Here is a 26,516-nt window from a genome sequence, read left to right as displayed (position 1 = left end):
AATCACGTCGACTCACAAACACCGTCTTAGCAGACTGGAGAGACTAATTACCAATGGATTTTAACGATCTCTACTATTTTTATCTGACGGCCGATAATGGCGGCTATACTGCTGCAGAAAGGGCATCTGGAATTACTAAATCCCTACTTAGTCGACGGGTGGCTAAGCTTGAAGAAAAAGTTGGGGTGCAATTAATTCAACGTAACAGCCGGCAATTTTCACTGACCGAAGCCGGCCGGCAGCTTTACGAAGGGGCCATAAATATGGTCGCGGAAGGGCAATCCGCTTATGACTCGGTTGCTTTATTACAGTCGGTGCCCTCAGGGTTGGTACGAGTCAGTTGCCCAACCGTTTTGGCTCAACACCATATTTCCTTGTTATTGCCTGACTTCATGCGACAATATCCAAAGGTCACCGTCTCTCTTGATGCCACAGACAGAGATGTACAAGTCATCGAAGAGAGGGTCGATATTGCGTTGCGTTCCAGAAAGTCCTTAGATTGCGAGCCGGGGTTAGTGGCCAAGCCACTGGCAAGCAGCAAAATGATTCTTGTGGCGAGCCCAGACTTTATCAGCACTCACGGTAATCCAACCCACCCAGATCAGCTGTCTCATATGCCAACATTGAGCGAACAGCTCAATAAACTAGAAAGTCAGGAACATAAGTGGGAGCTATTTGGCCCAGATGGCGCCCCTTGCATCGTCAAACATCACCCTAGACTCTTTTGCTTAAACCGCTGGATTCAATTGGAAAGTGCAGTGCAAGGGATTGGCGTTGCCCTTATTCCTGCACCGGTTGCGTCCCCCAGTATTGAAACTGGGCAGTTGATTCAATTACTGCCAGAATGGACTTCCAAAGCTCATACTGTGCATGCCGTTTTCTCTAAACGAAAAGGCATGAACCCCGCAACACGAGTCTTTCTTGATTATCTGATTCTGCATATTCCTGAGGTACTCAAAGACCCCCCTTTCAGGACGGGACAAAGTCGATAAAAAAAGCAAACAGGGCCACTGCTTGCTTTTTTGTTTAACGATGAAATGCAATATCAATTCAGCTTCACATACTATTCAGATGTTGGTTGCCAAAGCGACGTCTAATTAGAAAGGATACGCCGTTGCTTGTTCTTTCACTGTCATCCATTGCCAATGAGTATAGGTATCCCAATCTGATGGACCACCGACCGCATTGCCATTACCTGAATTACCACAACCACCAAATGGGTTGATGCATTCGTCGTTTACTGTCTGGTCATTAATATGCAACAAGCCGACATGCAATTGACTAGCAATTTTTTGCGCTCGACTAACATTGGCACTGATGACCGCACCGGACAATCCGTACTCAGTATTATTAGCCAACTCAATAGCTTCTTCGTCGGTACTGAAGGTGACAATATTCGCCACAGGGCCAAAAATTTCTTCTTCAAAAGAACGCATGCCTGGTTTCACCCCCGACAAGACCGTTGGCGAATAGAACAATCCCTCATAAGTTCCCCCTACTTCAAGCGTCGCGCCTGCAGCAATGGTATCTTTTATAATGCTGTCCACTTTCTTCAATTGTGTTTCGTTGATTAACGGCCCAAGTGCGACTTGTTTAGTGGTAGGATTCCCTACTGGCAAGTGTTGCGCTTTTTCAACAATTTTCGCGGTCAATGCTTTTGCGACACTCTCTTGTACTAAAATACGACCTGATGCCATACAAATCTGGCCTTGGTGGAAATAGGCTCCCCATGCGATGTTGCTGGCCGCCACATCTAAGTCCGCATCTTCCAGTACAATCAGCGAGCTCTTACCCCCTAATTCTAAAGACACTTTTTTAAGATTTCGGCCACAGGCTTCACCCACCTTGCGACCCGCAGCCGTTGAACCTGTGAAGGCCACCATACCGATTTCTGGCGCATTACAAACGGCTTCGCCCGCTTCTACAGCACCAGGTAGCACCTGATACAAACCTTTTGGTAAGCCCGCAGCTTCAAAGGCCAACGCCAATAAGAAACCACCAGTAACGGGCGTTTGAGGATCAGGTTTCGTGACGATTGCATTGCCCGTTGCTAACGCTGGAGCAATAGAACGAATCGATAAAATAAGCGGGAAATTAAAGGGGGAAATAACCCCAATAACGCCATGGGGTATGCGTTTTGCTATGGAAGTACGACCCGCCGTAGTCGGTAGAGTCAAACCATTTGGTTCGAGCACCATGTGCGCCGCTAAACGCAAAATGGTTGAGGATTCACGAACCTCATGCTGACCTTTTTGAAAAATCCCACCCGTTTCGCGGGCGATATACATGGCAAATTCTTCAGCATGCTCATCAAAATAGTCCGCCGCACGATAAAATATGGCGGATCTTTCTCTTGGCGACATATCCAACCATGTTTTTTGAGCCGCCGCCGCATCCTTAGCAGCACGATAAATATCGTCAGCAGTGGCTAGCACAATACTGGAAAGAGAATCACCTGTGGCAGGCTCAATGACAGAAACACTGTTACCGGAGGCCTCGACCCAATCACCATTAAAAAAAGCATTATTCCAAGGCTTTGACTGTAAAACATCGGTACTCATAATCTTACCTTCTTTCAATTTATTATTGTTATCTACCCAGTATGCATACAACTGAGCATGGATAGTCGTTTTTCTTTCCCTCGGCGCCGTCCTAGCATTATATAGTTTTATTTATAAACAGTTTTAGAATCAACTTTTTTTATGACAAAGTACAATATAAATTATCTATTACCATAACGTCCTCATCGACTAATCAACTGATTGCCACCGAGCAGTCACTATGCCGCCGCCGTCACTTATTTAAGTCACTAGCGTTCAGTTATCTATCAAGAAATCATAAAAAATAAGACCAAATGCCATGACCAAAGAAAGGAAAAAGAAAAAAAATAGGAAATATTGTTGTAAGACAAAACAGTTTATGACATAAGTATAAGGAGGCAAAGGAAGCCCCTTTTGTCCAATCACATTCACCGACAAAAAAAATAAAGGTGTCGATTATGCGAATAAAATCTCTTTTAATGGCCGCAGCCCTGATGCTTACCACTGTCTCTTTCGCGCAAGCGGCTGAGCCTGAATTTACGTTTAAACTGCACCATATGTTGCCCCCCTCCTCAACGGCCCACACTAAAGTATTAGAACCTTGGGCGGAAAAGGTAATGAAAGAGTCTAATGGACGAATCAAAATCGTCATTTACCCTGCGATGCAATTGGGCGGTAAACCCGCTTCTTTATACGATCAGGTACGCAAAGGCCGTGTCGATTTGGCCTGGACGGTCGCAGGTTATACGCCTGGCCGTTTTCCTAAAATGACAGTCTTCGAACTACCTTTTATGGTTGGCTCTGCCAAATCCACCAGCATGGCATTGCAAGAATACTATGAAAAAGAAATGACGGATGAAATGCGCGACGTTCATGTCCTTGCCTTACACACCCATGCCCCAGGATCCTTGCACGTTCGCGATAAAGAAGTCAGAACCCTAGAAGACATGAAAGGCTTAAAAGTTCGTGTGCCGAATCGCATCATGGGGGATGCATTTTCTCTATTAGACGTAAACAGTATTTTTATGCCAGTGACACAAATGGCCAGCGCGCTATCTAAAGGTGTGGTGGATGTTGCCGTGCTGCCTTTTGAAGTAACAGCTCCTCTGAAAATTGATGAGCTAGCAACGCACAACGTTGAAATCTCTGGCAAGCGAGGTTTGTACTCTAACACCTTTGTATTTGCCATGAATAAAAAGGCTTACAACTCCCTTCCAAAAGACCTGCAAAAAGTCATCGATAATAACTCAGGCATTCCCCTAGCAGGTTTTATCGGCGACGAATTTGATAAAAACGAAAAGGTTGGCCGCGATGCGGCTGTCGCCGCAGGCAATGACTTTTATACCTTACCGGATGAAGAGGTCGCCCGTTGGAAAGCGAAAATGCAGCCTGTGACAGATAAGTGGATTGAAACCATGAATAAATCCACAAATGGTCGCGGTCAAGCACTGTACAACGAAGCAGAAAGCCTGTTGTCAAAATATGAAAAGCAAAATGGTGAGTCATGAGTGATACCCCCATTACTTCTGAGTCCGAATACCTAGGGAGCAATCCAGCTCTGACCTGGGTATCACGACAGCTCGCGATTCTTGGTGGACTCATTATGATGGCACTTGCCATCATGGTGGTCGCCAGTATTTTAGGGCGTCTTTTTTTTCAAACGTCTGTCACCGGAGACTATGAGTTAGTAGAAATGGGGTTAGGAATCAGCATTTTCTGCTTTTTGCCCTATTGTCACCTAAAAAAAGGCCATGTGGTGGTAGACATTTTTACCGCATCAGCAAGCCCACGCACCCTTTCGTGGCTTGCTATATTGAGTGATTGCTTGATGTGCCTTGTCGCTGCTCTATTAACATGGCGGTTAGCCCTAGGCGGTCTGGATGCCTATGACTACTTTGACTACACCATGATATTACAGTTACCAAATTGGGTCGTGTATGCCGTTGGCTGTGGTTCGTTTGCTCTATTAACACTCAATTGTCTCGACAGCATACTGACCTCTTTAAAAGGATTGAAACATGGGTAATGTGGAACTGGCATTATTAATGATGGCATTCTTGCTTATATTAATGGCCATTCGTATTCCAATTGCGCTCGCAATGCTCATCAGCGGTGGTACAGGCTATATCGCACTGGCTGGAACACCCGCCCTATTAAGCTATTTAAGTACTGCTCCGGTGGCGAAATTCTCAACCTATGATCTGTCTGTGGTGCCTCTGTTTTTATTAATGGGAGAAATCACCACACGTTCAGGTATCACTAGTGAGCTTTTTCGTACCTGTAATAAGTGGGTCGGCCATTTAAAAGGAGGGCTGGCTATGGCGTCCATTGCTGGTTGCGCTGCCTTTGGTGCCATTTGCGGTTCGTCTTTGGCAACCGCCTCCACCATGGGGAAAGTCGCCTTACCGGAAATGAAAAAGCACAAATACGCTAGCGGCTTAGCCGCTGGAACCCTTGCAGCAGGAGGGACATTAGGCATCTTGATTCCACCATCCATGGTGTTAATTATTTTTGCGGTCCTGACTGAACAAAATATCTCGAAGCTTTTTATTGCGGCCTTCTTGCCAGGTTTTTTAGCCGCTTTTGGTTACATGTTAGCCATTGCCATTTATGTCCGCATCTTTCCAAAAGCGGGCCCCCGTGGTGAAAAGACAAGCTTAAAAGAAAAAATCACCTCCCTAAAAGATGTCTGGCACATAACAGTTATTTTCCTAATCGTCTTAGGAGGGATTTACCTAGGCTTCTTCACGCCAACCGAAGCGGCGGCAGTGGGAGTGATTCTGACGTGTTTATTAGCCTTACTGAATGGCTCATTAAGCTTTAATGTGCTGATTGACTGCATCACCAGAACGGCAGTCTCATCCGCGATGATTTTCTTCATCGTCTTTGGGGCTGATTTGTTCAGTGTCTTCATTGCCCTCACACAGGTTCCTAGCCTTGGGGTCCAATACATAGAAAACGCAGGGTTTAGCCCTTATTTAGTATTAACGTTAATGCTACTGACCTACTTAGTGCTTGGCTGCTTTATGGACAGCTTAGCCATGATATTACTGACAATCCCTATCTATTTCCCAGTTATCATGGCAATGGATTTTGGTTTCCCGCCTGCGGATGTGGGCATTTGGTTTGGCATCCTCGCCTTGATCGTCGTGGAAGTGGGATTAATCACTCCTCCGGTGGGTATGAATGTGTTTATTATCAACTCGTTTGATAGTTCCTTGTCTCTCAAAGAAAGCTTTAGAGGTGTCATCCCCTTTTTACTCTCTGACGTAGCACGGGTGGTGTTGTTAATTGCCTTTCCTTCCATCACCTTGGTGTTGGTTCATGCGTTAACCTAACGTCTCTCTAAAAGTGTTTCCGCACAATCTAAATAGCCGTCATCAAATGGATTGATGACGGCTATTTACTATCGCTCCCTATATTTGATACATCCCTTGCGGATGCGCCAAAACGGAATATTTTACAACAAGCTCACAAGATGATTTCCCATACCGGAAAGCGCTTGTATTGAGCAAGTCGCACCAAGATTAATCGCCTCTCTTGGCATACCAAAGACAACACAAGAGGCCTCATCTTGAGCGACGGTGTATCCCCCTTTGTCTTTAATCTTCTTCAGGCCTTGTGCCCCATCCTTACCCATGCCTGTCAGTAAAACGGCCATGGCGGTTTTACCAATCAGTTCCGCCACGGAGTCAAACATCACATCCACCGATGGTCGGTGTCCACAGACTTTCTCGCCTATAACAAGATCGGTATAAATTAGGTTTCCTTTACGGCGTAAGGTTAAATGGTACCCTCCCGGAGCGATATAAGCAGTACCAGGCTTCACCACTTCTCCCCCTTGGGACTCAACAACTTGAAAACCGGTTTGCCGATTCAATCGCTCGGCATAGGTTTTCGTGAAACCAGGTGGCATGTGTTGCGATATCACTACCCCAAACTGTTCTGCGGGCAGCTGCTGTAATAAATCACGGATGGCTTCCGTGCCTCCCGTAGACGCACCTATCGCCAATATTCTATTAGAAGCATTTTTCTTTAATGGTATTTTAGCTGGAGGCGTGGCTGCCTTAGTCCGAGATCGAACATTCGCTCTAGCAGCTTGACGCACTTTACTAATCATTTCTTTTGCATATTTGTTCAGTGTCGAACCGTCATAAACTTTAGGCTTCGCGATGTAATCTACCGCACCGTATTCTAAAGCCGTTAAGGTGGCCGCAGCATGTTGCTCGGTCAAGGTCGATACCATCACGACTGGCGTCGGGTTCGCCTTCATTAAAACCTGAAGAAAACGCAGTCCATTAACTTCCGGCATCTCAATATCCAGCGTAATCACATCCGGAGATAGCTTTTTAACCTGCTCTTTCGCCTCATAGGCATCTTTAGCCGTTCCCACCACTTTAAGATGAGAATCTGACGATAAAATGCTGGTCAATAAACTCCGCATCAACTCTGAGTCGTCAACAATTAATACCCTTACTTGCGACCGCTCACTCATATACAACTCGCTCTTATATGGATAAAAAATGATCGTTATAAAATCAGGTCTTAGCAAACTGATCCCTTAGCAAAACATAGCTAAAGGTCTTAGACTAAAAGAAATCAATATCACCGCCTGAACTGTTTTCAACTTCTTCTTTGGCTTTTCCTTGATAGCGTTTCTCTTGAGCAACTACGTCAGATTGGTAAATATCGGCAAGCTGTTTCACAAATGCCTTTCCACTTTGAGGGAAAAAATTGACTTTTCGAGGGGTAATATCCAACACACTTGACGAGCAGACAGGGATATTTTCCTGCTTTAAATACATCATAATAAAGGCCACATTACGCTCCCCAACACTGGAAGCAGACGACAAGCTTTTTATCACGTTCGCACCACCAAATACCTTGGCTTTAATCCGTTCCCGCCTTGCCCCTAGTTTCATCAAATGGTTCACCAACAGCTCCATGGCATACACGCCATAGCGCCCTGATGATGACAACATACTGTTGTCTCCATCCTCACCAGGTAATAAGAAGTGGTTCAGTCCTCCAACTTTCGCCTCTTCATCAAACAAACACGCCGCCACACAAGAACCAAGTAAAGTGGTAATCATAATGTCGTCTTTTGACGCGTAATATTCACCAGGTAAGACCTTAACACCAGCGGCTTTAAACTTATTGTCATAGTACTTATGGGTCGCTAGGTGCTCTAAACTTTTTGAGTAAGAATACATATAAACACCTTACTTTTTCATGTATACGGTTTTACCAATGGGGTGCAAATACTCCGACATCCCTGAAAAATGTTCCGAGTGCCCTGCCACATACAAGCCACCCGGACGAAGTTTTTCGACTAATTTTTTCAAAATTTCTAACTGAGTTTCTCTATCAAAATAAATCATCACATTACGGCAAAAAATCACATCCTGTAGTTCATTAATTGGTAACCTCTCATCCATAAGGTTAATGCGCTTGAATTCGATCATTTTTTTAAGTTCCGGGATAACTTTCGCAAAACCAATGTTTGGCCCAGTCCCTTTACGAAAAAAGCGTTTCTTATCCGCCAGCACGTCCACTTGTTTCAAGGCATAAATGCCTTTCTGAGCTTTCGCCAGTACATTGCTGTCTATATCTGACGCAATGATTTTGCAGGCATTGAACGACTCAAAAGCCTTTACTAACGTCATGGCAATGGAATAGGGTTCCTCCCCCGTACTAGAAGCAGAACACCATACCCGCTGGACTTTTTCTCCACTCTTCACAAACTCCGTTAATATTTCAAAATGGTGTGGCTCACGATAAAAAGAGGTTAAATTCGTCGTCAATAAATTGATAAAGTGCTGTGTTTCCTCATCATTTTCCATCAAAAAAGCCAGATATTCCTTCACTGACTTAAAACCAAAACTCCTCAATCTCGGTGCTAAACGACTGTAGACTAGTGAGTCTTTACTATCTGCCAGCCTAATACCTGCCGCCTGACGAATAAGTTCACGAACAACATTAAAATCAGCAGGCGTATACTCAAAATCTCTTAGTGGGTCGGTCATAACGGCTAAAATTCTTCCCACTCATCATCATCGTCAACGGGTGAAGTAACGGGTTTTGACGGAGCGGGTTTAACATTGGCCTTCGGTGCTAATTTCGTCTCAGACACCAGTTTGGGAGACACCACAGAGGCTTTTTTCGCAACAGGTGGTTTCTGAATCATTGGTTTCTGGGTTGTCGTTTTCTCCACGGGTTTAGCAACAGTGGAAGGTTCTTTACTCACTGGCTTATTTACTGACGCACCAACCTTATGTGGCAATGTCTCTTTAGAGGCTGCTGGTGAGGGCAGAGGAGAGTTTGTTATAAATGTCGAGCTTTGGGAGTAATCGGACTGGCTCAAAACAAAGTTAGACACCTGATTGGTTAACAAACTCGCCTGATGTTGCATGCTTGCTGCAGCGGCTGCTGACTCTTCTACCAAAGCCGCATTTTGTTGCGTCATCTCATCCATTTGCACAATGGCTTTATTTATTTCATCTACCCCCGATGCTTGCTCAGCGGAAGCACTGGCGATTTCCGTCATGATGCCGTTTACACGCTTAATGGAATCAACAATACGATCCATGGTTTGACCCGATTGCCCCACCAAATGATTACCATTTTCTATTTTACCCACCGAATCCAAAATCAGACCTTTAATGTCTTTAGCCGCATTGGCAGAACGTTGGGCAAGCGTCCTCACTTCTGATGCCACAACCGCAAAACCTCGCCCTTGTTCACCTGCACGAGCCGCCTCAACTGCCGCATTCAAGGCCAGAATATTGGTTTGAAAAGCAATACCATCAATCACACCAATAATGTCTGAAATTTTCTGCGACGATGCGTTAATCGCCGCCATGGTATTGACTACCTCTGAGATCAAATGCCCCCCTTCTAACGCCACTTCAGAAGCTTCAGCCGCTAGAATATTCGCTTGATTGGCATTATCGGCATTCAATCGAACCGTACTGGTAATTTGTGCCATACTGGATGAGGTTTCTTCCAAGCTTGATGCCTGTGTTTCTGTTCTAGCAGATAAATCCATATTACCATTGGCTATTTCAGTAGACGCTCCCTTAATGGTCTCCGCTGCATGACGAATCTCACCCATCATCTTTGTGAGGTTTTCACTGGTTTGATTACAGTAACGCTTTAAATCGTTAAATTGACCTTCATAATCGGCAGTGATTCTTTCGGTTAGATTACCTTGGGATAACGCCATTAAGACCCGGCTGATGTCCTTTAAGCCATCATCTGAGGTTTTCACAAGATGGTTTAGCGAGTCAGAAATAAACTTCATAAAGCCTATTTTATTACTCATGCTAATGCGTTGAGAAAAATTACCTTTGGATGCTTGCTCGACAATTGCCGCAATTTCATTCTCAGCTTCTATCTCAGACGTTCGATCTAACCACTCTATGACCGAACCAAGACACTCACCGTTAGCACTGACTATCGGGTTGGCGTTCACCCTAAAAAACAAATTTCCTAAGGTTATTTGTGTGTCCTTGCTACTGGATAATTCCTCTAGGGCTAAAGAGTCCGTTGCAGTGTCCTGATTAAAAAGACTTAAGTGACTTCCTACCATTCTGCTAGCCTTGAAATTAGGTAACACTTTACGTAGCTCACCTTCGGCATTCGTCAACATCGCCGTCAGAGAATGGTTTGCATAAATGATTTTATGCTCATTATCAACGACCATCACATTGGTAGAGGTGACGTTTAAAGCTTGCTCTATTCTCGTTGTTTCAATCAATCTTGCTTCTATTTCAGTTTGTATCCTATCTCGCTCATCACGGGCTTTCGACAAACTCTGCGCCATTTTCATTAAGCCCCGGTTAATTGGTCCAAATTCATCTTTACGAGCCGTCTTTAGCTGAACGGCAAAGTTGCCATTAGACACTCCATCAACCGCCTTAATAAGCAACTCCAAACTGCTCTTAAGTGAGCGAATCACACCGATTGAGATAATCAGCAGTAGCGCAATCAAAGCACCGATAATACTGAGGTTAGTGAGTATCGTTTGGTTAGCTTGTTTAATACGCTCAAGCATCATAGAGGATAATACTTGATTACTAGATTGCCCAAAGAGGTAAAGCTGGTTAATGATCGCCGAACTTTCCTCAAAAAAAGAGTTCGGGTTATAAGTGGTAATGTCTTTACTAAGTATCTCTTCGTCGACAACCTTTAGTAGTTGACTAATGCTCGTATCCAGCCCCTTCATTTTGGCCAACAAAGCGTTGACTTGCAGGTTATCGCCCGATTTCGATGATACCTCTAAATTATGAAATAGTTTTTGCTCTGCTGATTGCAATAAAGAGGAGAGTGAGTTAATGCTGGTAAGCTGGGCAGGATTGACTATTCCTTTAGATAACGCCGCAGCCCCCTGCCCCCGCAACTGAGCCATATATTCAATCAAGGCGGGAAGGTTGTCGTTCGTCGCAATAATCAAGTGATAAGAGTTCGCCACAGGGTCATAACTTAACCCTGAGGTCTCCATAATCGCAGGAATAACACCGTACATCAGTACATTGACGACATCTGTTTGTTGAGCAAATGCCTCACTTGGTAACACCGTTTTCGACTCAACGCGTGCTTTAAGTTCAGAAAACGCTGTTTGCGCACGACTCAATTGCGTTAGCATTAGCGATTTAGGGTACTGACTATTTAGCAACTCACCAACCTGCTTGAAAGCAGCTAATACCTCACTTCCTTTGGCAGATAATGCCTTATTGTCATCATTACTTTGATTGAGATAAATGGCCGTTAAGCCTCTATATTCCTGAATTTTTTTTATCAAAAAAAGCACACTAGTAGACGGTTCGATACCATTAAGCTCCTGTTTAGAAGCCTCGACTAACCCCGTCTCAACTTCGTAAAAAAACTTCGTGGGAATCACAATGCATAAACACGCCAGAAGTCCTAATACCAGAAATTTGAAAGACAATTTTATATTCGAAAAGACACTCATTGCCCTCTCCCTAAACAGTATCTACCGTGTCAAATAATCCCAGCTCTTCACTGGAAACCAGAGCCTCAATGTCTACCACGATGACCATTAGATCATCTACCGCCGCCAACCCATCCAAATAACGACTGTCGAAAGCGGCCCCAAACTCTGGCGCGGGCTTAATGTCTTCTTCTTCAAAGTTCATCACATCCGATACACCATCAACCACAATACCGAGAATGCGATCCTTGATATTGAGCATAATGACGATAGTCCACTCATTGTAACTGGGCTCTCCCACACCAAATTTGATGCGCAAGTCCACAATAGGAACGATGTCCCCTCGTAGATTAATCACCCCTTTTATGTAGTTAGGCGCATTGGCTATTTTGGTCACTGGTTCGTAACCCCGAATCTCTTTCACGGACATAATATCGAGTGCATATGTCTCATCTCCCAATACAAAGGCGAGAAACTCTTTTGTTACAGAATGCACAGCACTGCTATTAGGTAAGGATGACATGATCAATCTCCTCTTCGAGTTCCAATGATTGAGAACTGACTAACGATTCAATATCTAAAATTAATGCCACACTGCCGTCCCCCATGATGGTTGCGCCAGCCACGCCTTTGACACGACGATAGTGTCGCTCAAGGCTTTTGATCACCACTTGCTGCTGCCCCAGCAAGCCATCGACGATCAGCCCATATCGTCTTTTCGCAGTTTCCACCAATACCACAATGGATTCACTGATATTGACAGGATGCTGACCGCCATAAAGCGCTTCTTCTAAGTTAATCAATGGCCAATATTCATCCCGTACCCATAGCAATTGCCTGTTTTGCATCACTTTTATTTGACTCTCTAATGGCTGAATACTTTCTACAATGTTCACCAGTGGAATCACAAAAACTTGGCTTGCGTTTTCAACACACATCCCATCCAGTATTGCCAAGGTAAGCGGTAAGCGAATTTCAAAGGTCGTCCCTACACCTTGATTTGACTCGATACTGACCCGCCCACCTAATGCCTCAATATTGCGCCTCACCACATCCATACCCACGCCTCGGCCAGACACATCCGTCACCTCAGCGGCGGTGGAAAAGCCAGGGGCAAAAATCAACAACCAAATGGCGGCATCGGTTAAGGGATCAGGCAGGGAAATACCTTTCTCTAGCGCTTTATTTAAAATGCGTTCTTTATTAAGACCCGCTCCATCGTCGCTAACGGTAATCACAATTTCCCCCCCCCTTTGCGAAGCAATCAGCTTCACTACGCCTTTTTCAGGTTTGCCCTTGGCAATACGCTCTGCAGGCGGTTCAATACCATGATCAACGCTGTTACGAATAAGGTGTGTAAGTGGGTCCGAAATTTTCTCGACTAGGTTCTTGTCTATTTCTGTGCTTCCACCTTCGATCACCAGCTCAATGTTCTTGGTTAACTTATTCGATAAATCTCGAACTAAGCGTGGAAAACGATTAAACACAAAGGAAATAGGTAACATCCTCACGGACATCACGGCTTCTTGAATTTCACGAGTATTGCGCTCAAGCTCGGTTAATGCCGTTTGCATTTTTTCGGCAATGCTTTCTTGCGCTTCACTGCCAATCAGATTCAACATGGACTGAGTAATGACTAACTCACCGACAAGGTTGACCAGCTTATCAATTTTAACGGTCTCTACTCGGATACTGGCGGATTCTGATGACTTACTCTCGGCTGCCGCTTTGCCTTTCACAACAGGCGTTTTATCCTCCTTGGCGGACGTTAGCTTGGTCGTCGAGACCGCGCTGGGCATTTGATTACCTTGTGAAGGATGAATCTCCTCCTTGCTTTGCTGATCACTGGGTGATGATGAAGCCATATCGGTCTCAAGTCTTTCTTGAAAAAAGCCATACCCTTGAGACTCTTCCGCCGTTTCTTCTTCTAAAGACGCTGTTTCGAAAAAACCAAATCCTTCGTCTTCAAGACCACTGCTGCCATTTATCTCTTCAGTCTCTTGCTCAAAAAAGCCAAAACCTTCATCGTCAAGAGCACTGTCATTTGAGCCCGCTACCTCCTGCTCAAAAAAACCAAAACCTTCGTCTTCAAGCTCAGTGTCATTTGCGTCCACTATCTCTTGCTCAAAAAAACCAAAACCTTCATCTTCAGCATCAGAGGCTGTTAATTCACTTGCTTCTTCTTGCACAGGGCTTTTTTGCACAGCCTCTTTCTGAACATCGTGAGCTTCTTGCAGAACACTTTTCAATCGTGTCTTACCTGACTCCACTTCGTCCCAATCAATCTCAATCTCTTCATGATAGTTATTGAGAATGATTTTTAATAAATCAATAGTTTCTAGTAAAACAGTGATCAAATCATTGGTTAAAAACAGTTCTTGGTTACGTGCTGAGTCAAGCAGGTTTTCCATCACATGGGTCAACCCAGTCATGGCCTTAAAACCAAAAATGTCACTCCCACCCTTAATAGAGTGAGCCGCACGAAACACACTATTGAGTGCCTCAATATCGGGCTCACCTTCTGGATCATAATCCAGCAAAAAGGTCTCCATGGTTTCTAGATGCTCTTGGGCTTCCTCAAAAAACATCTCACGGAATTGGCTCATATCATCCATACACAACTCAACTGTAATCAATAATGAATCGACGGAACGTTTTACTAAATGCGCTCGTACACTATGCTAGCCAAGCACTTTTTTCACCACATCCAACAGTTTAGAAGGATCAAAGGGCTTCACCATCCAGCCCGTTGCGCCCGCTGCCCTACCCTGACTTTTCAAGGCATCACCAGCTTCTGTCGTCAGAACGATTAAAGGCACTCGTGCATAAGCCGACATAGCTCGTAAGGATTTAATTAATGTAATACCATCCATACGGGGCATATTCTGATCGGTCAGAACAAAGTCAAATCGTTCACTCCGGCATTTTTCAAATGCTTCCTGACCATCTTTTGCCGCCGTAACCGCATAGCCAGCGCCCTTTAATGTCGCTTCAATCATTTGGCGAACCGAAGGAGAATCATCAACAATCAACAATTTTTTAGCCATCTCTACACCCTATTTAAGCAATAAGAACTGTCGTTTTATTTTCTGTTTTATCGTAACAATAAGACTCACTGACTTTTCTAATGAGTTTGAGTCCTCTACCGTGCAATTCGGTATCATCACTATCCCCTAATACTGACACGTCATACCCTTTACCGCTGTCTTTAACACCAATCATCATTCTCATGTCTTTCGCAAGCCATTCGACGGTTATCTCAATAAAATCATTATCTAACACTTTTTTTAAACCTTCAGATCGCTGTTCTAAATATTCAAAAAAGTTCTTTTCCTTTAACTCTGAGGAAAGGCTCAAAACACCATGATCAATCGCATTACTCACCAGCTCAGTTAGTACTAAAAATACCTTTTGCAAAAAATCAGTAGGAAACGGATATTTTTCAAGCATAGTAATAAAACTAGATACAATTTCTTCATTTGCAAGTGCTTTTCCCATCAGAACAGAACGAAACTCGATATCACCAATGTCCTTCCTACTTTGATCTGTTTGCAGAATATTCGATAGGCTCTTTTTTACCTTAAAAAAATCAACATAAGAGAAAGACATATCATCAGCATCATCAATAGATTCACTGAGAGCATGATATTTATTAATAACATCCAAAGGGTGCAAACGGTTAGATTCAAGATCTTGATAAATTTCTTGAAATGAGAGTAGCTTTCCATTGGCTATTTTATTTTCTATGACGCCATCACTCATCAGCATCGCAAAGCCAACCTCTTCCAAAGAAAAACGATCAAACTTAGTCGTTATCAAATCATTACTAAGTATTCCCAATGCCATATTCTTGGATTTTACTCGGGTGAAAGGCTGATTATTTTTATCCATCAATAACACATCTGGCATCCCGGCGTTCCAGATAGAAATTTCATTTTCCTGATAGAGAACTTCAATCATAATGCAGGAAATAAAACGATTATGTGGTACTGTTTGCGTGTGTTTTTTATTCAGCTCCAATAAAATTGCAGCAGTGGAAAATCCTTTGTTAATCAAAGAAGTAAAGGTCGTCACCATAGGATAAATAGTCAGTGCGGCCGCCATACCATGGCCCGTTGCATCTGCTAACATAATCATCAAATTACCATTCGGTTTCACCACTTGCATTAAGATATCGCCGCAAAACTTACCATGAGAAAGGCTTGCGTGCTCAACACCATCCAGTTCTTTTATGTTTTTATTGATGATATGATCGTAAACGTAAAAAGCTAAGGCTTCCTCTTGGTCTTTATCATGCATTATTCTTTCTAATAATACGGTTTTTCTTAGTTCTTCAAGCTCTACGCTGTAACTTTCAATGACACTGATAATTTTTCTAGAAAAAAGATAGACGTTGATCGGCTTATGCAAAAAATCTTTTGCTCCCAACTCATAAAAATCAGAAATGATTTTATTTTCTAAATCTCCTGTTAAAACGACCACGGGAAGCCGACTATTTTTCTCATGAATGTATTTCATAAAAGACTGGCTTGGCCCGTCCTCTAGATTCACGTCCAATATAATGAGATGAAATTCATTCTCATCAACCATTTTTTTCGCTTCTTTATTTGACGCGACAATGATCACTTCTAACTCATGAGAAGAAAGAATGTTTCTTATAAGCGACTGTGTTGGAAAAGAATCCTCAACTAAAAGGATCTTTTTTTTATTATTCATATTGATACAAGTTACCAAAATTGGCCATTTCTAAGATTTCTTTTGCATTGCCAGATACGTTTCTTACCACCCCTTTTTTATTTTTTTCAGCCAATAGGCGATGCAGTAAAACCATCATCCCCAGTGCAGAGGAGTCAATATATTGGACACAAGAAAAATCAAGAACAATATTATTGTTAGTTAGCAAAGCCTTTTCATACTCTTTGGTAAACCATTTATGGGTACTAAAATCAAACCTTTCTGGTAAAACAATCACAATATCAGTCATAAGAAGTCCTTATTCTAAAATAGCTCGACATCACCACTATCGACCCCTTTTTGTGAGACAGGGTTATGCCTTTTTTCTTTTCTCTGATTTAAAAGAGCCAGTCTTTCTTGAAGAATATTCTCAATTTCTTCTGCTGATCCACCATTAAAGGCTTGTAAGTTATCCTCAATAAATTTTAGCGTTTCCATGATGAATAATATGTTTTGACTATTGATGTCATCAAATTGCAACCCTCTCGTCGCTTGGTGAATAGCTTGCTCTAAAGTACCAGACAGACTTTCTAATTCGCTGGTTACCCGCGCGTCTGAATGTGCCTTTTTGACAATCCTGTCCAACGCAACATTCATCTCTTTTTTCGACTCCATGATGTAAGTCACATCATGAGCAGCGACTTTTTCCATAGAAACCGATAGCTGGTTGACCTGAGTTTGAATATTGTTAATACGAGACTGAATGGCTTCACTGAACCCAGTGGAGCGATTGGAAAGAGAACGCACTTCATCCGCTACCACAGCAAAACCTCGACCAGCCTCCCCCGCTCGGGCCGCTTCGATGGCGGCATTCAATGCTAATAAATTGGTTTGAGCAGCAATATCATCAATATCTTTTAAGGCTTTGGCGATTTCTGGCATTTGTTCGTTAATCACATTGACCTGCTTTAATAACTCCATAGAAGACGCTGACATCTCCACCGTGCTGGAAATAAAACGGTCAATGGTCTTTGATGTTCGGTTGGCAAACGCTTTCATGGCATTACTGTAGGTGTCTCCGCCTTCCATACCATCTTTGACCAACTCCTCAATATAACCAGACTGGGAAGTAACAAGATTGTCGATATCTCGAAAGGACTCGGTAAGTAACGCTACGGCATCCTCTTGAGTCTTTAAGACATTCGATAAATCGTCATCACACGAATGTAGCAATGGAATCAGCTCATTTTGGAATAAATGCTGTTGCACACTCTCCATGTCGACTACTGGTTTTTTGATGGTTTCACCATCATCAGTATTTGCAGGTTGATCCACAGTAACCAAATGCTTTTTGGCAACCACAATGACCGCTCCGGCGCCTACAGATAAGCCGATAAAACCCGCTAGGGGAGCAACAAACACAAACAGACTGCAGCAAATAACCAGCAGAAAAAAATACAACCACAATGTTTTTTTCATAACGATCCTAGTTACTAAATATAGGCCCTTGTATGAGCGGTTAAGCCATTGCTTGCTCAGAAAGTAGAAAAAATAAAGAGGGGTACAGTTCACGGCGGACAAAAAGCATGCATCGATGAGGTTTCAATTACGACTTGCTCCTGTAAACACTTTTTATAGGCGCCAAATAAGGCACTTTGTCTTCCCTACGTTACTTTTTATACAATGCAATTAAAGTAAGCGTAGTAGACTCCCCAATAAAATGTACGTTGAGTTTGTAATTTTTTTATACCAAGTGAACACTGACATAGACCTGATAGCATAAGGCTATAAGAGAGGTTTTTAACGCGGATAACTCGCTGATACAGCATCAATAATTTGTGGGTTTTGCTGTATAGCCTTATAGTTAAGCAAGGTACAAACAACGGATAAACATGATCATGTCAAAGCATGATCCTGACTAGAATACTATTTTGCCAGCTCACTTTTTGGATGGTCCATAATGCGCATCGTTTTCCTTATAATTGCTTTTTCACTGTTAACCGCTTGTAGCTTCATCAACACCAAAGCGCTCTCTCTACAAGAAGGGATGGATAAACAACAAGTCACGAATATTATGGGCAAGCCCATCTATCGCTCCTTCAATGGCACCACTGAAGCATGGCAATACGCCGCCTTTAATGGTGTAAAGCAATGTATCTACATTACCGTTTGGTTTAAGCAAGGTCAGATGGTTGCTATGACCAACCGTCAAGAACCTAGCCAAGATCAAAGCTGCTTACAAGGTATTCGAGAAATTGACTGGACACAAATTCCACGAGGCTTATAGTCGGTAATCAACGTCTTAGTGACCCCGCCAAACATAACAACAAAAAACCCACTAGAGGAAAGTATGGGCCAACAAAAACAAACCACCGCTACTCTAGATAGCGACCAAATAGAGCTGAACAATGGCCAATTACGCGTGGTTATTTTGCCTCTGGGCGCCAGCATTCAGTCTATTCATTTAAGCGGCTATGAGCATTCATTGGTGCTTGGTAGTGCGTCTCTTGATCGCTACTTAGACCAAGCGAAATACTTTGGTGCCGTGGTTGGGCGTGTCGCCAATCGTACCGCACAAGGTCGCGCTCTGATTGAAAACCAACAATATACTCTGCCCCTTAGCCCACCAGAAAAACACCATTTACACGGTGGCCCCTTGGGAACCAGCAGTAAAAATTGGTCCGTCGTCGAACATAATCTCGAGCGGGTTCACTTACAAAGTGTCTTGGCGGATGGAGAAATGGGGTATCCAGGTAAGATGGTTGTGGATGTCTTTTATCGGCTATATGGGACAGCACTAGAACTGGAAATTCTTGCTACAACAGACCAGCTAACGATCTGTAATTTTGCAGGGCACAGCTATTTTAACTTAGACGGGCAAGGTTCTGTACTCGACCACAAGCTCGCGATTCAAGCGGAGCATTATTTACCTGTGACAGAGGAGTTAATTCCCACAGGTGAGGTTCTCGCGGTTCAAGACACACCCTTCGATTTTCGCACACTAAGACGTATTGCCAGGGACGATTATTCTGGTTTAGACACCAATTTTTGTCTGGCCCAAGACAAACAGCCGTTACGGGACGTAGCGACACTTATTGGCCCATTAACAGGCATTCAAATGTCATTAAAGACCAATGAAACAGGCCTACAAATCTATGATGGTAGACACATTCAACTGGCTCAGGAGCACAATATTAATCACGGTGCATTAAGCGCTTATTCAGGATTAGCCATGGAAGCACAAGCCTGGCCAGATGCCATTAATCACGGCCACTTTCCCTCTATTTTGCTCTCCCCAAAAGATCGCTATCAACAGATCACACGTTATTGTTTTTCTTAACAGCGAGTATTATAAAGCGCCATAATAGCATCATTATCTTGATGCTATTATGGCGCAACAAATCAGACCGACTGATAGCACAGCCCTCTTGAGCACTACAACAGTACTTAGATACTAATCACCTCATCGGCGACTGGTTCTTGATACAGAAGAGCGATTTGATCAGGACGATTATCTTGAACCGCACGTTGGTTTAACGATCCTTTATCAGTAATTTCGTGGGCGTCAATACTAGCCGCTTTGGATTGCAAAATAATGCGTTTTACCAAAGTAGAGCTACCAGTACTGAGTTGAGCGAATTCCACCAATTTTTCTCTAAAGGCTTCACGTACGTTGCTATCACGGATGATATCCTCATAAGACACCTCTTCATAGCCAGGCATAATCGCACGACAATGGTTCCAATCTGGAAACACCATTGCTGTGACGAAACCTGCGTTTGAACCACATATCACCACGTCTTGAACAAACGGCGCCAATGCACTAATCAGTTTCGCTTTAATAACGCCAGAGCTCACCCAGGTACCGCTGTCCAATTTAAAATCTTCAGAGACACGTCCATCAAAACGGAACCCACGATGAGGGTTTTGCTCATCCACATAAGCAAACGCATCCCCAAGGCAATAAAATCCTTCTTCATCAAACGCTTTTTTATTCAACTCAGGTTGACGCCAATAGCCTGGCATAGTGGTCACCGCTTTGACCCGCGCTTCCAACTTTCCTTCATTAGGAACCAACTTGACCGTCACACCCGGTGCAGGCACACCGATCACACCTGAAGCAGACTCTTCAACAGAAGCAAAGGTGGCAGACGGTGCCGTTTCAGTACAACCAAGCCCCGTTAACATAGGGATTTTCTTGCCAGTATATTGGATGGCTAAGGCATCGAGATCGTCCCAAATATGTTGAGCTAAGCCAGCGGCGGCGAAAAAGGTAAACTGCAATCGAGAGAAGAAGCTTTCCGCTAGTGCACTGTCAGCTTTCAAATGCTTAACCAAAAGCTCAAACCCTTTTGGCACGTTAAAATACACCGTTGGCTTGACGTCCACGATGTTTTTCAGGGTTTTATCAAACAGTTTTTCGGTTGGCTTCCCATCGTCCAAATACAAAGCACCGCCATTGTATAGGGCAATCCCCACGTTATGGTTACCACCAAACGTATGGTTCCAAGGGAGCCAGTCCACCATAACAGGTGGTTTCTCTGCTAAAAATTGCATAACTTGATGAATCATCACCTGGTTAGCACAAATCATTCTCTGGGTATTGGTCACCCCTTTTGGGAGCCCTGTTGTACCAGAGGTAAACAAGATTTTTGCCACCGTATCGCCATTCACTTCAGCATTTTTAGCCTCAATCACAGGGTCCAGTGGATGATCCCAAAACGCATCAAATGAAATGGTTGGGTTGGTGATTTTTTGTGGTTTAACGTCCCCTTTAATCACCGCGACAGGAGTACTGGTATCCGAGCAAACAGCCTGTATGGCTCTTTCATAAGGCGCTAAATCATCTACCACAATCAACCCTGGCGTTAAAACATCAAAAATGTGCTTAAGCTTGGTATAATCTGTTGCGATTAAAGAATAGGCGGGAGAGACAGGGGAATGAGCAATACCCACATACATTCCTGCTAACGCCAGCATTAAATGCTCAACACTATTACCGCAGAGAAAAACGATTGGGCGCTCTAAAGAAACGGGCTGCTTAATCAACCAAGAGGCAATCTGGCGAATACGTTGCAGGGCTTGAGAGTAAGTTACCTCATCCCATTCACCATTATCATTACGTTGCGCAACAAACACTTGATCCGGCGTTTTATCTGCCCATAAAGCAAGCCGATCGGTCCAACAACGTGCATAGTCATTCAGCGCCTTCTGGCTACTGATTATTTGTACCCCATCTTCCCTATATTCGATATCAATAGGGTGAGCAGTCACTTTGATAGGATGAAATTCACCATTCATTTTAAGCTCCTAAAACCACGCTGGTTATTTTTATGTGGTTAAAGTTTTAGGGAAGCGACCATCATAGCCACAACCAATATTATTGTTATTCTCTCGACGAGACAGAAGCCCATCAGCGCTTGCAATAGCAGGATTAGCTCGCTAAGCGAGTTATTTAGCGGCCATCCGCAATGCACCATCTAAACGAATCACTTCGCCATTTAACATGACATTTTCAATGATATGCTGTGCCAAAGCCGCATATTCATCTGGCTCCCCCAAACGAGAAGGAAACGGAATAGCAGCACCCAATGATTGCTGAACGTCTTCTGGCAGCACATCCATCATCGGAGTTTTAAACAAGCCAGGGGCAATGGTCATAACGCGAATACCAAAGCGTGCAAGCTCACGGGCAATTGGCAATGTCATCGCACAAACCCCACCTTTAGACGCAGAATAGGCCGCTTGACCAATTTGCCCATCAAACGCCGCAACAGACGCCGTATTAATGATCACACCGCGTTCTAAATCCGCTGCTTGTTCGTTATGCTGCATTTTGTCAGCCGCCAAACGAACCATATTGAAAGTCCCCAACAGATTGACTTTTAAAGCACGCTCAAAGCCAGCTAAGCTGTGTGGCCCTTCACGTCCTACCACCCGTTCAGCACCAGGAATACCAGCACAATTGACAATGCCGCGAATTGGGCCAAAAGCGTCGACGGCTTTATCCATACAGTTTTGTGCCGATGCTTCATCAGACACATCTGTCGTCACAGCCTGAACGTGTTCACCAAGATCCGCTGCCACACGCTCTAACCCTTTTTCATTCATATCCGCTAATGTAATCTTTGCCCCCAAACCATGGAGGCGGCGAGCAACCGCTTCACCAATACCAGAAGCCGACCCAGTCACAATAAAATGATTATTTTTGATTTGCATATTAATTGCTCCAATGAAGGTATTAGGAATTCTTTTTACGATTTAGAAAGGCATCAATGCGCGCTTTCACTTCAGGACTGGTTTGCGTCACACCACAGAGTAAAGACTCGGTGTACATGCCCTCAGAAGCCGACATACTGTTAATATGACGTAATCCGGTGGTCATCGCCCAGTTAGAATATTTAGAGTTGGTTGCAATCGTCGCTGCGACCTCACGCGCTTTTGCTAACGACGCGCCATTGTCAACCACATAATGAGATAAGCCGATGCGCAACCCTTCTTCTGAATCGACATCTCGTCCTGTCAGCATCATTTCCGTCATTCGACTGGTACCAATAACATTTGCTACATTGACCGATGCACCACCGCCGACAAAAATGCCGTGGCGACCTTCTGGTAATCGATAAAAAGTTCCCTTTTCAGCAACACGGATATGGGCACAGATTCCCAGCTCCAAGCCGCCGCCAATGACAGCCCCTTGCATCGCCGCTACAACAGGAACCCCTGAATTTTGGATATGGCCAAAAACGCGATGCCACATATTCGAATGCTTCACCACATCAAATGGCTCACGTGCGGTGTGCTCACTTAGATCTAACCCTGCGCAAAACTCAGGGCCCGCCCCTGATAACAAAATGACACTCACCTCATCACTCAGATTGATAAATACGTTTTCAATCTCAAGACACAACTTATCATTGATCGCATTCTTCTTTTCAGGGCGATTTAACACTAGATGGCCAATACCATCTTCTACGGAAAATTTAATGTACTCGTACGTTGCCATGCGTCTGCCTCTATTCTTATGGTTATGCAGCCAAGGTCTGCCCATGTTGTTTATATCGTGAATAAATCATTAAAGTGATAATAGTTGTACACATAAACAAATGTCAAACTCAACATTCTATAATAATTGAAAATATTTAAATAAAACGGTGTGTTGCGACCTGTAAAAAGCCAGAAAAAAAGCCATCCGAAGATGGCAAGCCTTACAGCAACGGAACATCATCACCATTCGCCCATCCTGCGCAAACGGTGAACAAAACAAAGACCAAGCCTAGCGTTCGGACACTTTAATAATGGCAGCCATACCCGTATCACCCGCCGCACAACCAGTAAACAAGCCATAACCGCCGCCACGAATCGCCAGTTCCTCAATCATCTCAATAATGGCGCGTAACCCTGTTGGCCCCTGAGGGTGCCCCCAGATCAAAGAACAGCCATAGTTATTCATCGTCATGACATCAATATTCAATGCCTTAGCCAGTGCCACATCGTTCACCGCAAAGGGATTGTGTGTCTTGATCGCATCTATTTGTTTAATATCAAGATTGGCCATTTGCAACGCACGTTGTGCCGCCTCAATGGGAGCCGCTGGCATGTAAGCCAAATCATCCCGAGCTTGACCAAACCCCAAGACTTCTACCTTGATCTCTGGCCGAGTCGACAGAGCCTGAGCTTGATCACTATGACAAACAATAATCGCCGCATTACCATCCGCAGGATGAGTTTGGTTACCAAAGGTGATCACTCCCCCTTCCATAATGGGTTTCAGCTTCGCCAACCCTTCAGCCGTCGTAGGAAAAACCCCTTCATCACCTGTCAGAACCGTTTCTTCTTTTTTAAAGTTTGCGGTTGGCACAGACAAAGGCAAAGTCATAAAGCGCTTTTGGAATGCTTGGTTGTCTTTTAAAGCTTCTTGATACTGCTCATAACGACGTAAAGTAACGGCATCCAACTCTTCCCTCGAAATATCAAAACGCTTGGCAACATTTTCACCGGTTTGCATCATGGAATGCCCCCCCATTGGGTCATTCATCATGTTGTATGTCACCTGTGCTTCGCTCTCACCATAGCCCCCCATACCTTTTGGATTTGGGTAATAAATCTGTGGGCCGTTAGAACAACGATCAGCCGACATTAGCAATGACACCTTCGCCATACCACACATGACTTCCGATGATGCCGCAAATAAGGCCCGTGCACTGGTTGCGCAGACCTGATTAACCGCATGACCTGGGGTACGAATTGCCCCAAGATCATACAAAGCCCAAGGGGCACCGTTAAAAGATTGATACTGATTAATGGTCATACCCAACACACCAGAATCAAAAATCAGTGGATCAATCTCGCGTTTGGCCAGCTCTTGTTTCGCAACATGAGCGGCAAACTTCATCGAATGCAAATACTGTAGCGAGCCTTGCCACTTGGTAAACGGCGTACTCCAATAAGCACCATAAGGAATTTCAACATTATTAATAGACATAAACTTACCCCTTGTTATCTTGTAGCCGCTACTGCCATAGCTTTCGTTAAACCGCCCCATTGCTCATAAAAGATCTCTTCCGGCATGGTTTTCAGATCCTCAGCAATCACTGGTTTGAAATCCATCATATCAAGCACATCTTTTTGTAAATCCAGCCCCGGCGCGATTTCTGTTAACACCAAGCCTTCTTCCCGTAGCTCCAAGACACAACGCTCAGTAATAAAGAACACAGGCTGCTTATTGGCTTTCGCCACCTCACCACTAAAGGTAATATGATCCACGGAGTCGACAAATTTCTTCGTTTTGCCTTCTTCTACCACACGTACTTTTCCCGCTTCGAAGGCTAATTTCGCACCATTCACCAAGGTACCGCAGAAAACCACTTTTTTCGCACTTTGCGAAATGTTAATAAAACCGCCCGGACCAACTACTTTTGGCCCAAATTTACTAACATTCAAATTACCGTTGCGATCCACTTGGGCTAAGCCAAGAAACGCCATATCCAAACCGCCACCGTCATAAAAATCGAACTGCGCTTCATGGTTAATAATGGCTTCTGGGTTCCATGCTGCCCCAAAATCACCACCTGAAGCAGGAATACCCCCATAGGTTCCAAGCTCTGTCGTCAGGGTGAATAAGTGTGCAGCGTTTTCTTCCGCCGCCACCGACGCCACGCCATCAGGCATACCAATACCTAAGTTGACAATCGCCCCTTCGGCTAGCTCCATGGCGGCACGACGGGCAATAATTTTGCGATCAGAAAATTTTAAAGGAGGGATACCATTGGATGGTACACGGGCATTGCCTGCTAAGCCGGGGTTATAATCCGTGGTGATGGTTTGCATATGGTCTTCTGCCGGAGCAACCGTGACATAGTCAACCAACACGCCAGGGACTTTGACTTCTTTAGGTGGAATGCTGCAAGCCTCAGCAAGATACTTCACTTGAGCAATCACGATGCCGCCGCGATTTTTCGCCGCTTGCGCCATAGACAAAATTTCTGCCATCATGGCTTCTTCTTCAACGGATAAATTGCCTTTTTCGTCTGCCGTAGTGGCTCGAATCACCACTACATCAACTGGGAAGCTTTTATACAAAAGCCAATCTTCCCCTTCAATTTCAATACGTTTAACCAGTTCTTCTGTGGTAATGTTCGTTACCTTGCCACCATCGATTAATGGATCTACATACGTCCCCATTCCGACTTTGGTTATCACACCCGGCTTGTTACCGGCAATCTGACGCCATAAAGTGGTCAAAACCCCTTGGGGTAATAAATAGGCTTCGATTTGGTTATCCGCGATCAAATTCGCCATTTTGGGGGCTTGCCCCGTATGACCCGACACCAAGCGCTTTACCAATCCTTCATGGGCTAAATGGGACATGCCCTTTTCTTTGCCATTACCACAACCGCAGTCATGAACTAAGGTTAGATTCTGTGGGTGGCCCGTTTGCAAAAAGCGCTCTTCAACAGATTTCGCTACCGCCTCAGCAAAATACGACATACCAACGGTAGACCAAACCACACAGTCGCCATCGTTAATCAGGCCCGCCGCTTGATCCAAGGATATTACCTTGCTCATAAATCACCTTCTTTATTTTAGATTTGTTATAGAATGAACCGGATAAAACATTCCATTGTTGTACACCACAACAGTTATTTTTGTAAATAATTATTTTGCTAGCTGCGCCAAAAAGGCTTAAAAAGCAAACGAAAGGAAAGCAAACTCTAAGCGTTGGTAGAAGCACAGGTAATGAAAGAAAGGAGCAGAACTATTTGATAGCGCATACAACAATTAAGCATTACAATTATAAAAATTGAATAATAGATATAATAATTGAATAATACTCCCCTAGGTATGGC

Annotated in this window: 22 protein-coding genes; 6 read left to right on the top strand and 16 right to left on the bottom strand. The window is 44.0% G+C overall.

From position 1 onward, the window contains the following. Positions 1-53 precede the first annotated feature (53 nt). Positions 54-992 (top strand): LysR substrate-binding domain-containing protein, encoded by a 939-nt coding sequence (locus JHD45_RS08665; RefSeq protein WP_199476122.1) that lies wholly within the window; start codon positions 54-56, stop codon positions 990-992. A gap of 105 nt (positions 993-1,097) precedes the next feature. Here JHD45_RS08665 and JHD45_RS08660 read toward each other — a convergent pair whose 3' ends face one another. Further along, positions 1,098-2,561, bottom strand: coding sequence for a benzaldehyde dehydrogenase (locus tag JHD45_RS08660; protein WP_199476121.1), 1,464 nt, complete (start codon positions 2,559-2,561; stop codon positions 1,098-1,100). A gap of 437 nt (positions 2,562-2,998) precedes the next feature. Between JHD45_RS08660 and JHD45_RS08655 the strand changes: the two genes are divergently transcribed. From JHD45_RS08655 to JHD45_RS08645, 3 genes are read left to right on the top strand one after another with little or no spacing between them, the layout of a single operon-like run. After that, positions 2,999-4,048 (top strand): TRAP transporter substrate-binding protein, encoded by a 1,050-nt coding sequence (locus JHD45_RS08655; protein ID WP_199476120.1) that lies wholly within the window; start codon positions 2,999-3,001, stop codon positions 4,046-4,048. Then, positions 4,045-4,566, top strand: coding sequence for a TRAP transporter small permease (locus JHD45_RS08650; protein ID WP_199476119.1), 522 nt, complete (start codon positions 4,045-4,047; stop codon positions 4,564-4,566). The genes JHD45_RS08655 and JHD45_RS08650 overlap by 4 nt, the downstream gene beginning before the upstream one ends. Then, positions 4,559-5,878, top strand: coding sequence for a TRAP transporter large permease (locus JHD45_RS08645; protein WP_199476118.1), 1,320 nt, complete (start codon positions 4,559-4,561; stop codon positions 5,876-5,878). Before JHD45_RS08650 ends, JHD45_RS08645 begins: the two co-directional genes overlap by 8 nt. A 122-nt stretch (positions 5,879-6,000) precedes the next feature. On the opposite strand, the gene JHD45_RS08640 is transcribed toward JHD45_RS08645, so the two are convergent. The 10 genes from JHD45_RS08640 to JHD45_RS22585 all read right to left on the bottom strand — a co-directional run bounded on the left by JHD45_RS08640 (position 6,001) and on the right by JHD45_RS22585 (position 17,148). Further along, positions 6,001-7,035: a protein-glutamate methylesterase/protein-glutamine glutaminase gene (locus JHD45_RS08640; RefSeq protein WP_199476117.1), complete on the bottom strand. Its 1,035-nt coding sequence runs from the start codon at positions 7,033-7,035 to the stop codon at positions 6,001-6,003. Positions 7,036-7,129: 94 nt separating this feature from the next. Next, the gene (gene cheD / locus JHD45_RS08635) at positions 7,130-7,753 is read right to left on the bottom strand and encodes a chemoreceptor glutamine deamidase CheD (RefSeq protein WP_199476116.1); all 624 of its coding nucleotides are present in this window, start codon (positions 7,751-7,753) and stop codon (positions 7,130-7,132) included. Positions 7,754-7,762: 9 nt separating this feature from the next. Next, positions 7,763-8,566 (bottom strand): CheR family methyltransferase, encoded by an 804-nt coding sequence (locus JHD45_RS08630; RefSeq protein ID WP_199476115.1) that lies wholly within the window; start codon positions 8,564-8,566, stop codon positions 7,763-7,765. A gap of 5 nt (positions 8,567-8,571) precedes the next feature. Beyond that, a complete protein-coding gene (locus JHD45_RS22525; protein ID WP_199476114.1) occupies positions 8,572-11,514 on the bottom strand; it encodes a methyl-accepting chemotaxis protein in 2,943 nt (980 codons plus the stop codon). Positions 11,515-11,524: 10 nt separating this feature from the next. Next, positions 11,525-12,016, bottom strand: coding sequence for a chemotaxis protein CheW (locus JHD45_RS08620; RefSeq protein WP_199476113.1), 492 nt, complete (start codon positions 12,014-12,016; stop codon positions 11,525-11,527). Beyond that, positions 12,000-14,108: a chemotaxis protein CheA gene (locus JHD45_RS08615; RefSeq protein ID WP_199476112.1), complete on the bottom strand. Its 2,109-nt coding sequence runs from the start codon at positions 14,106-14,108 to the stop codon at positions 12,000-12,002. The genes JHD45_RS08620 and JHD45_RS08615 overlap by 17 nt, the downstream gene beginning before the upstream one ends. A gap of 66 nt (positions 14,109-14,174) precedes the next feature. Then, complete coding sequence (locus tag JHD45_RS08610) at positions 14,175-14,540, bottom strand: response regulator (protein ID WP_067018476.1); 366 nt, start codon at positions 14,538-14,540, stop codon at positions 14,175-14,177. 13 nt (positions 14,541-14,553) lie between these two features. Next, positions 14,554-16,209: an ATP-binding SpoIIE family protein phosphatase gene (locus tag JHD45_RS08605; protein WP_199476111.1), complete on the bottom strand. Its 1,656-nt coding sequence runs from the start codon at positions 16,207-16,209 to the stop codon at positions 14,554-14,556. Further along, entirely contained in the window at positions 16,202-16,477 is a 276-nt protein-coding gene (locus JHD45_RS08600; RefSeq protein ID WP_199476110.1) for an STAS domain-containing protein, read from the bottom strand. The genes JHD45_RS08605 and JHD45_RS08600 overlap by 8 nt, the downstream gene beginning before the upstream one ends. 14 nt (positions 16,478-16,491) lie before the next feature. After that, on the bottom strand, positions 16,492-17,148 hold the full coding sequence (locus JHD45_RS22585) for a methyl-accepting chemotaxis protein (protein WP_418903775.1): 657 nt from the start codon (positions 17,146-17,148) through the stop codon (positions 16,492-16,494). Between the two features lie 979 nt (positions 17,149-18,127). Between JHD45_RS22585 and bamE the strand changes: the two genes are divergently transcribed. Together bamE and JHD45_RS08585 are read left to right on the top strand one after the other, a co-directional pair. Beyond that, entirely contained in the window at positions 18,128-18,454 is a 327-nt protein-coding gene (bamE, locus tag JHD45_RS08590; protein WP_199476108.1) for an outer membrane protein assembly factor BamE domain-containing protein, read from the top strand. Between the two features lie 63 nt (positions 18,455-18,517). Further along, entirely contained in the window at positions 18,518-19,507 is a 990-nt protein-coding gene (locus JHD45_RS08585; RefSeq protein WP_199476107.1) for an aldose epimerase family protein, read from the top strand. Positions 19,508-19,614: 107 nt separating this feature from the next. Here JHD45_RS08585 and JHD45_RS08580 read toward each other — a convergent pair whose 3' ends face one another. The 5 genes from JHD45_RS08580 to JHD45_RS08560 all read right to left on the bottom strand — a co-directional run bounded on the left by JHD45_RS08580 (position 19,615) and on the right by JHD45_RS08560 (position 26,235). Further along, positions 19,615-21,468: a feruloyl-CoA synthase gene (locus tag JHD45_RS08580; RefSeq protein ID WP_199476106.1), complete on the bottom strand. Its 1,854-nt coding sequence runs from the start codon at positions 21,466-21,468 to the stop codon at positions 19,615-19,617. Between the two features lie 150 nt (positions 21,469-21,618). Continuing rightward, a complete protein-coding gene (locus JHD45_RS08575; RefSeq protein ID WP_199476105.1) occupies positions 21,619-22,386 on the bottom strand; it encodes a 3-hydroxyacyl-CoA dehydrogenase in 768 nt (255 codons plus the stop codon). A 22-nt stretch (positions 22,387-22,408) separates the two neighbouring features. Next, on the bottom strand, positions 22,409-23,173 hold the full coding sequence (locus JHD45_RS08570; protein ID WP_199476104.1) for a crotonase/enoyl-CoA hydratase family protein: 765 nt from the start codon (positions 23,171-23,173) through the stop codon (positions 22,409-22,411). 270 nt (positions 23,174-23,443) lie between these two features. Beyond that, entirely contained in the window at positions 23,444-24,652 is a 1,209-nt protein-coding gene (locus JHD45_RS08565) for a thiolase family protein (RefSeq protein ID WP_199476103.1), read from the bottom strand. A 14-nt stretch (positions 24,653-24,666) separates the two neighbouring features. Then, positions 24,667-26,235, bottom strand: a complete 1,569-nt coding sequence (locus JHD45_RS08560) for an acyl CoA:acetate/3-ketoacid CoA transferase (RefSeq protein ID WP_199476102.1) — start codon at positions 26,233-26,235, stop codon at positions 24,667-24,669. Positions 26,236-26,516 lie beyond the last annotated feature (281 nt).

The organism is Marinomonas spartinae (assembly GCF_016461715.1).
Classification (GTDB): domain Bacteria; phylum Pseudomonadota; class Gammaproteobacteria; order Pseudomonadales; family Marinomonadaceae; genus Marinomonas; species Marinomonas spartinae_A.
This window is presented reverse-complemented; position numbering and strand designations above follow the sequence as displayed.

What these genes read in the sequence shown, in the direction of transcription:
- JHD45_RS08580 (WP_199476106.1), bottom strand. Translation starts at nt 21,468, where the DNA reads ATGAATGGTGAATTTCATCCTATCAAAGTGACTGCTCACCCTATTGAT.
- cheD (WP_199476116.1), bottom strand. Translation starts at nt 7,753, where the DNA reads ATGTATTCTTACTCAAAAAGTTTAGAGCACCTAGCGACCCATAAGTAC.
- JHD45_RS08575 (WP_199476105.1), bottom strand. Translation starts at nt 22,386, where the DNA reads ATGCAAATCAAAAATAATCATTTTATTGTGACTGGGTCGGCTTCTGGT.
- JHD45_RS08640 (WP_199476117.1), bottom strand. Translation starts at nt 7,035, where the DNA reads ATGAGTGAGCGGTCGCAAGTAAGGGTATTAATTGTTGACGACTCAGAG.
- JHD45_RS08610 (WP_067018476.1), bottom strand. Translation starts at nt 14,540, where the DNA reads ATGGCTAAAAAATTGTTGATTGTTGATGATTCTCCTTCGGTTCGCCAA.
- JHD45_RS22585 (WP_418903775.1), bottom strand. Translation starts at nt 17,148, where the DNA reads ATGGAGTTATTAAAGCAGGTCAATGTGATTAACGAACAAATGCCAGAA.
- JHD45_RS08615 (WP_199476112.1), bottom strand. Translation starts at nt 14,108, where the DNA reads ATGGATGATATGAGCCAATTCCGTGAGATGTTTTTTGAGGAAGCCCAA.
- JHD45_RS08600 (WP_199476110.1), bottom strand. Translation starts at nt 16,477, where the DNA reads ATGACTGATATTGTGATTGTTTTACCAGAAAGGTTTGATTTTAGTACC.
- JHD45_RS08605 (WP_199476111.1), bottom strand. Translation starts at nt 16,209, where the DNA reads ATGAATAATAAAAAAAAGATCCTTTTAGTTGAGGATTCTTTTCCAACA.
- JHD45_RS08585 (WP_199476107.1), top strand. Translation starts at nt 18,518, where the DNA reads ATGGGCCAACAAAAACAAACCACCGCTACTCTAGATAGCGACCAAATA.
- JHD45_RS08565 (WP_199476103.1), bottom strand. Translation starts at nt 24,652, where the DNA reads ATGTCTATTAATAATGTTGAAATTCCTTATGGTGCTTATTGGAGTACG.
- bamE (WP_199476108.1), top strand. Translation starts at nt 18,128, where the DNA reads ATGCGCATCGTTTTCCTTATAATTGCTTTTTCACTGTTAACCGCTTGT.
- JHD45_RS08665 (WP_199476122.1), top strand. Translation starts at nt 54, where the DNA reads ATGGATTTTAACGATCTCTACTATTTTTATCTGACGGCCGATAATGGC.
- JHD45_RS08560 (WP_199476102.1), bottom strand. Translation starts at nt 26,235, where the DNA reads ATGAGCAAGGTAATATCCTTGGATCAAGCGGCGGGCCTGATTAACGAT.
- JHD45_RS08650 (WP_199476119.1), top strand. Translation starts at nt 4,045, where the DNA reads ATGAGTGATACCCCCATTACTTCTGAGTCCGAATACCTAGGGAGCAAT.
- JHD45_RS08655 (WP_199476120.1), top strand. Translation starts at nt 2,999, where the DNA reads ATGCGAATAAAATCTCTTTTAATGGCCGCAGCCCTGATGCTTACCACT.
- JHD45_RS08630 (WP_199476115.1), bottom strand. Translation starts at nt 8,566, where the DNA reads ATGACCGACCCACTAAGAGATTTTGAGTATACGCCTGCTGATTTTAAT.
- JHD45_RS22525 (WP_199476114.1), bottom strand. Translation starts at nt 11,514, where the DNA reads ATGAGTGTCTTTTCGAATATAAAATTGTCTTTCAAATTTCTGGTATTA.
- JHD45_RS08645 (WP_199476118.1), top strand. Translation starts at nt 4,559, where the DNA reads ATGGGTAATGTGGAACTGGCATTATTAATGATGGCATTCTTGCTTATA.
- JHD45_RS08570 (WP_199476104.1), bottom strand. Translation starts at nt 23,173, where the DNA reads ATGGCAACGTACGAGTACATTAAATTTTCCGTAGAAGATGGTATTGGC.
- JHD45_RS08620 (WP_199476113.1), bottom strand. Translation starts at nt 12,016, where the DNA reads ATGTCATCCTTACCTAATAGCAGTGCTGTGCATTCTGTAACAAAAGAG.
- JHD45_RS08660 (WP_199476121.1), bottom strand. Translation starts at nt 2,561, where the DNA reads ATGAGTACCGATGTTTTACAGTCAAAGCCTTGGAATAATGCTTTTTTT.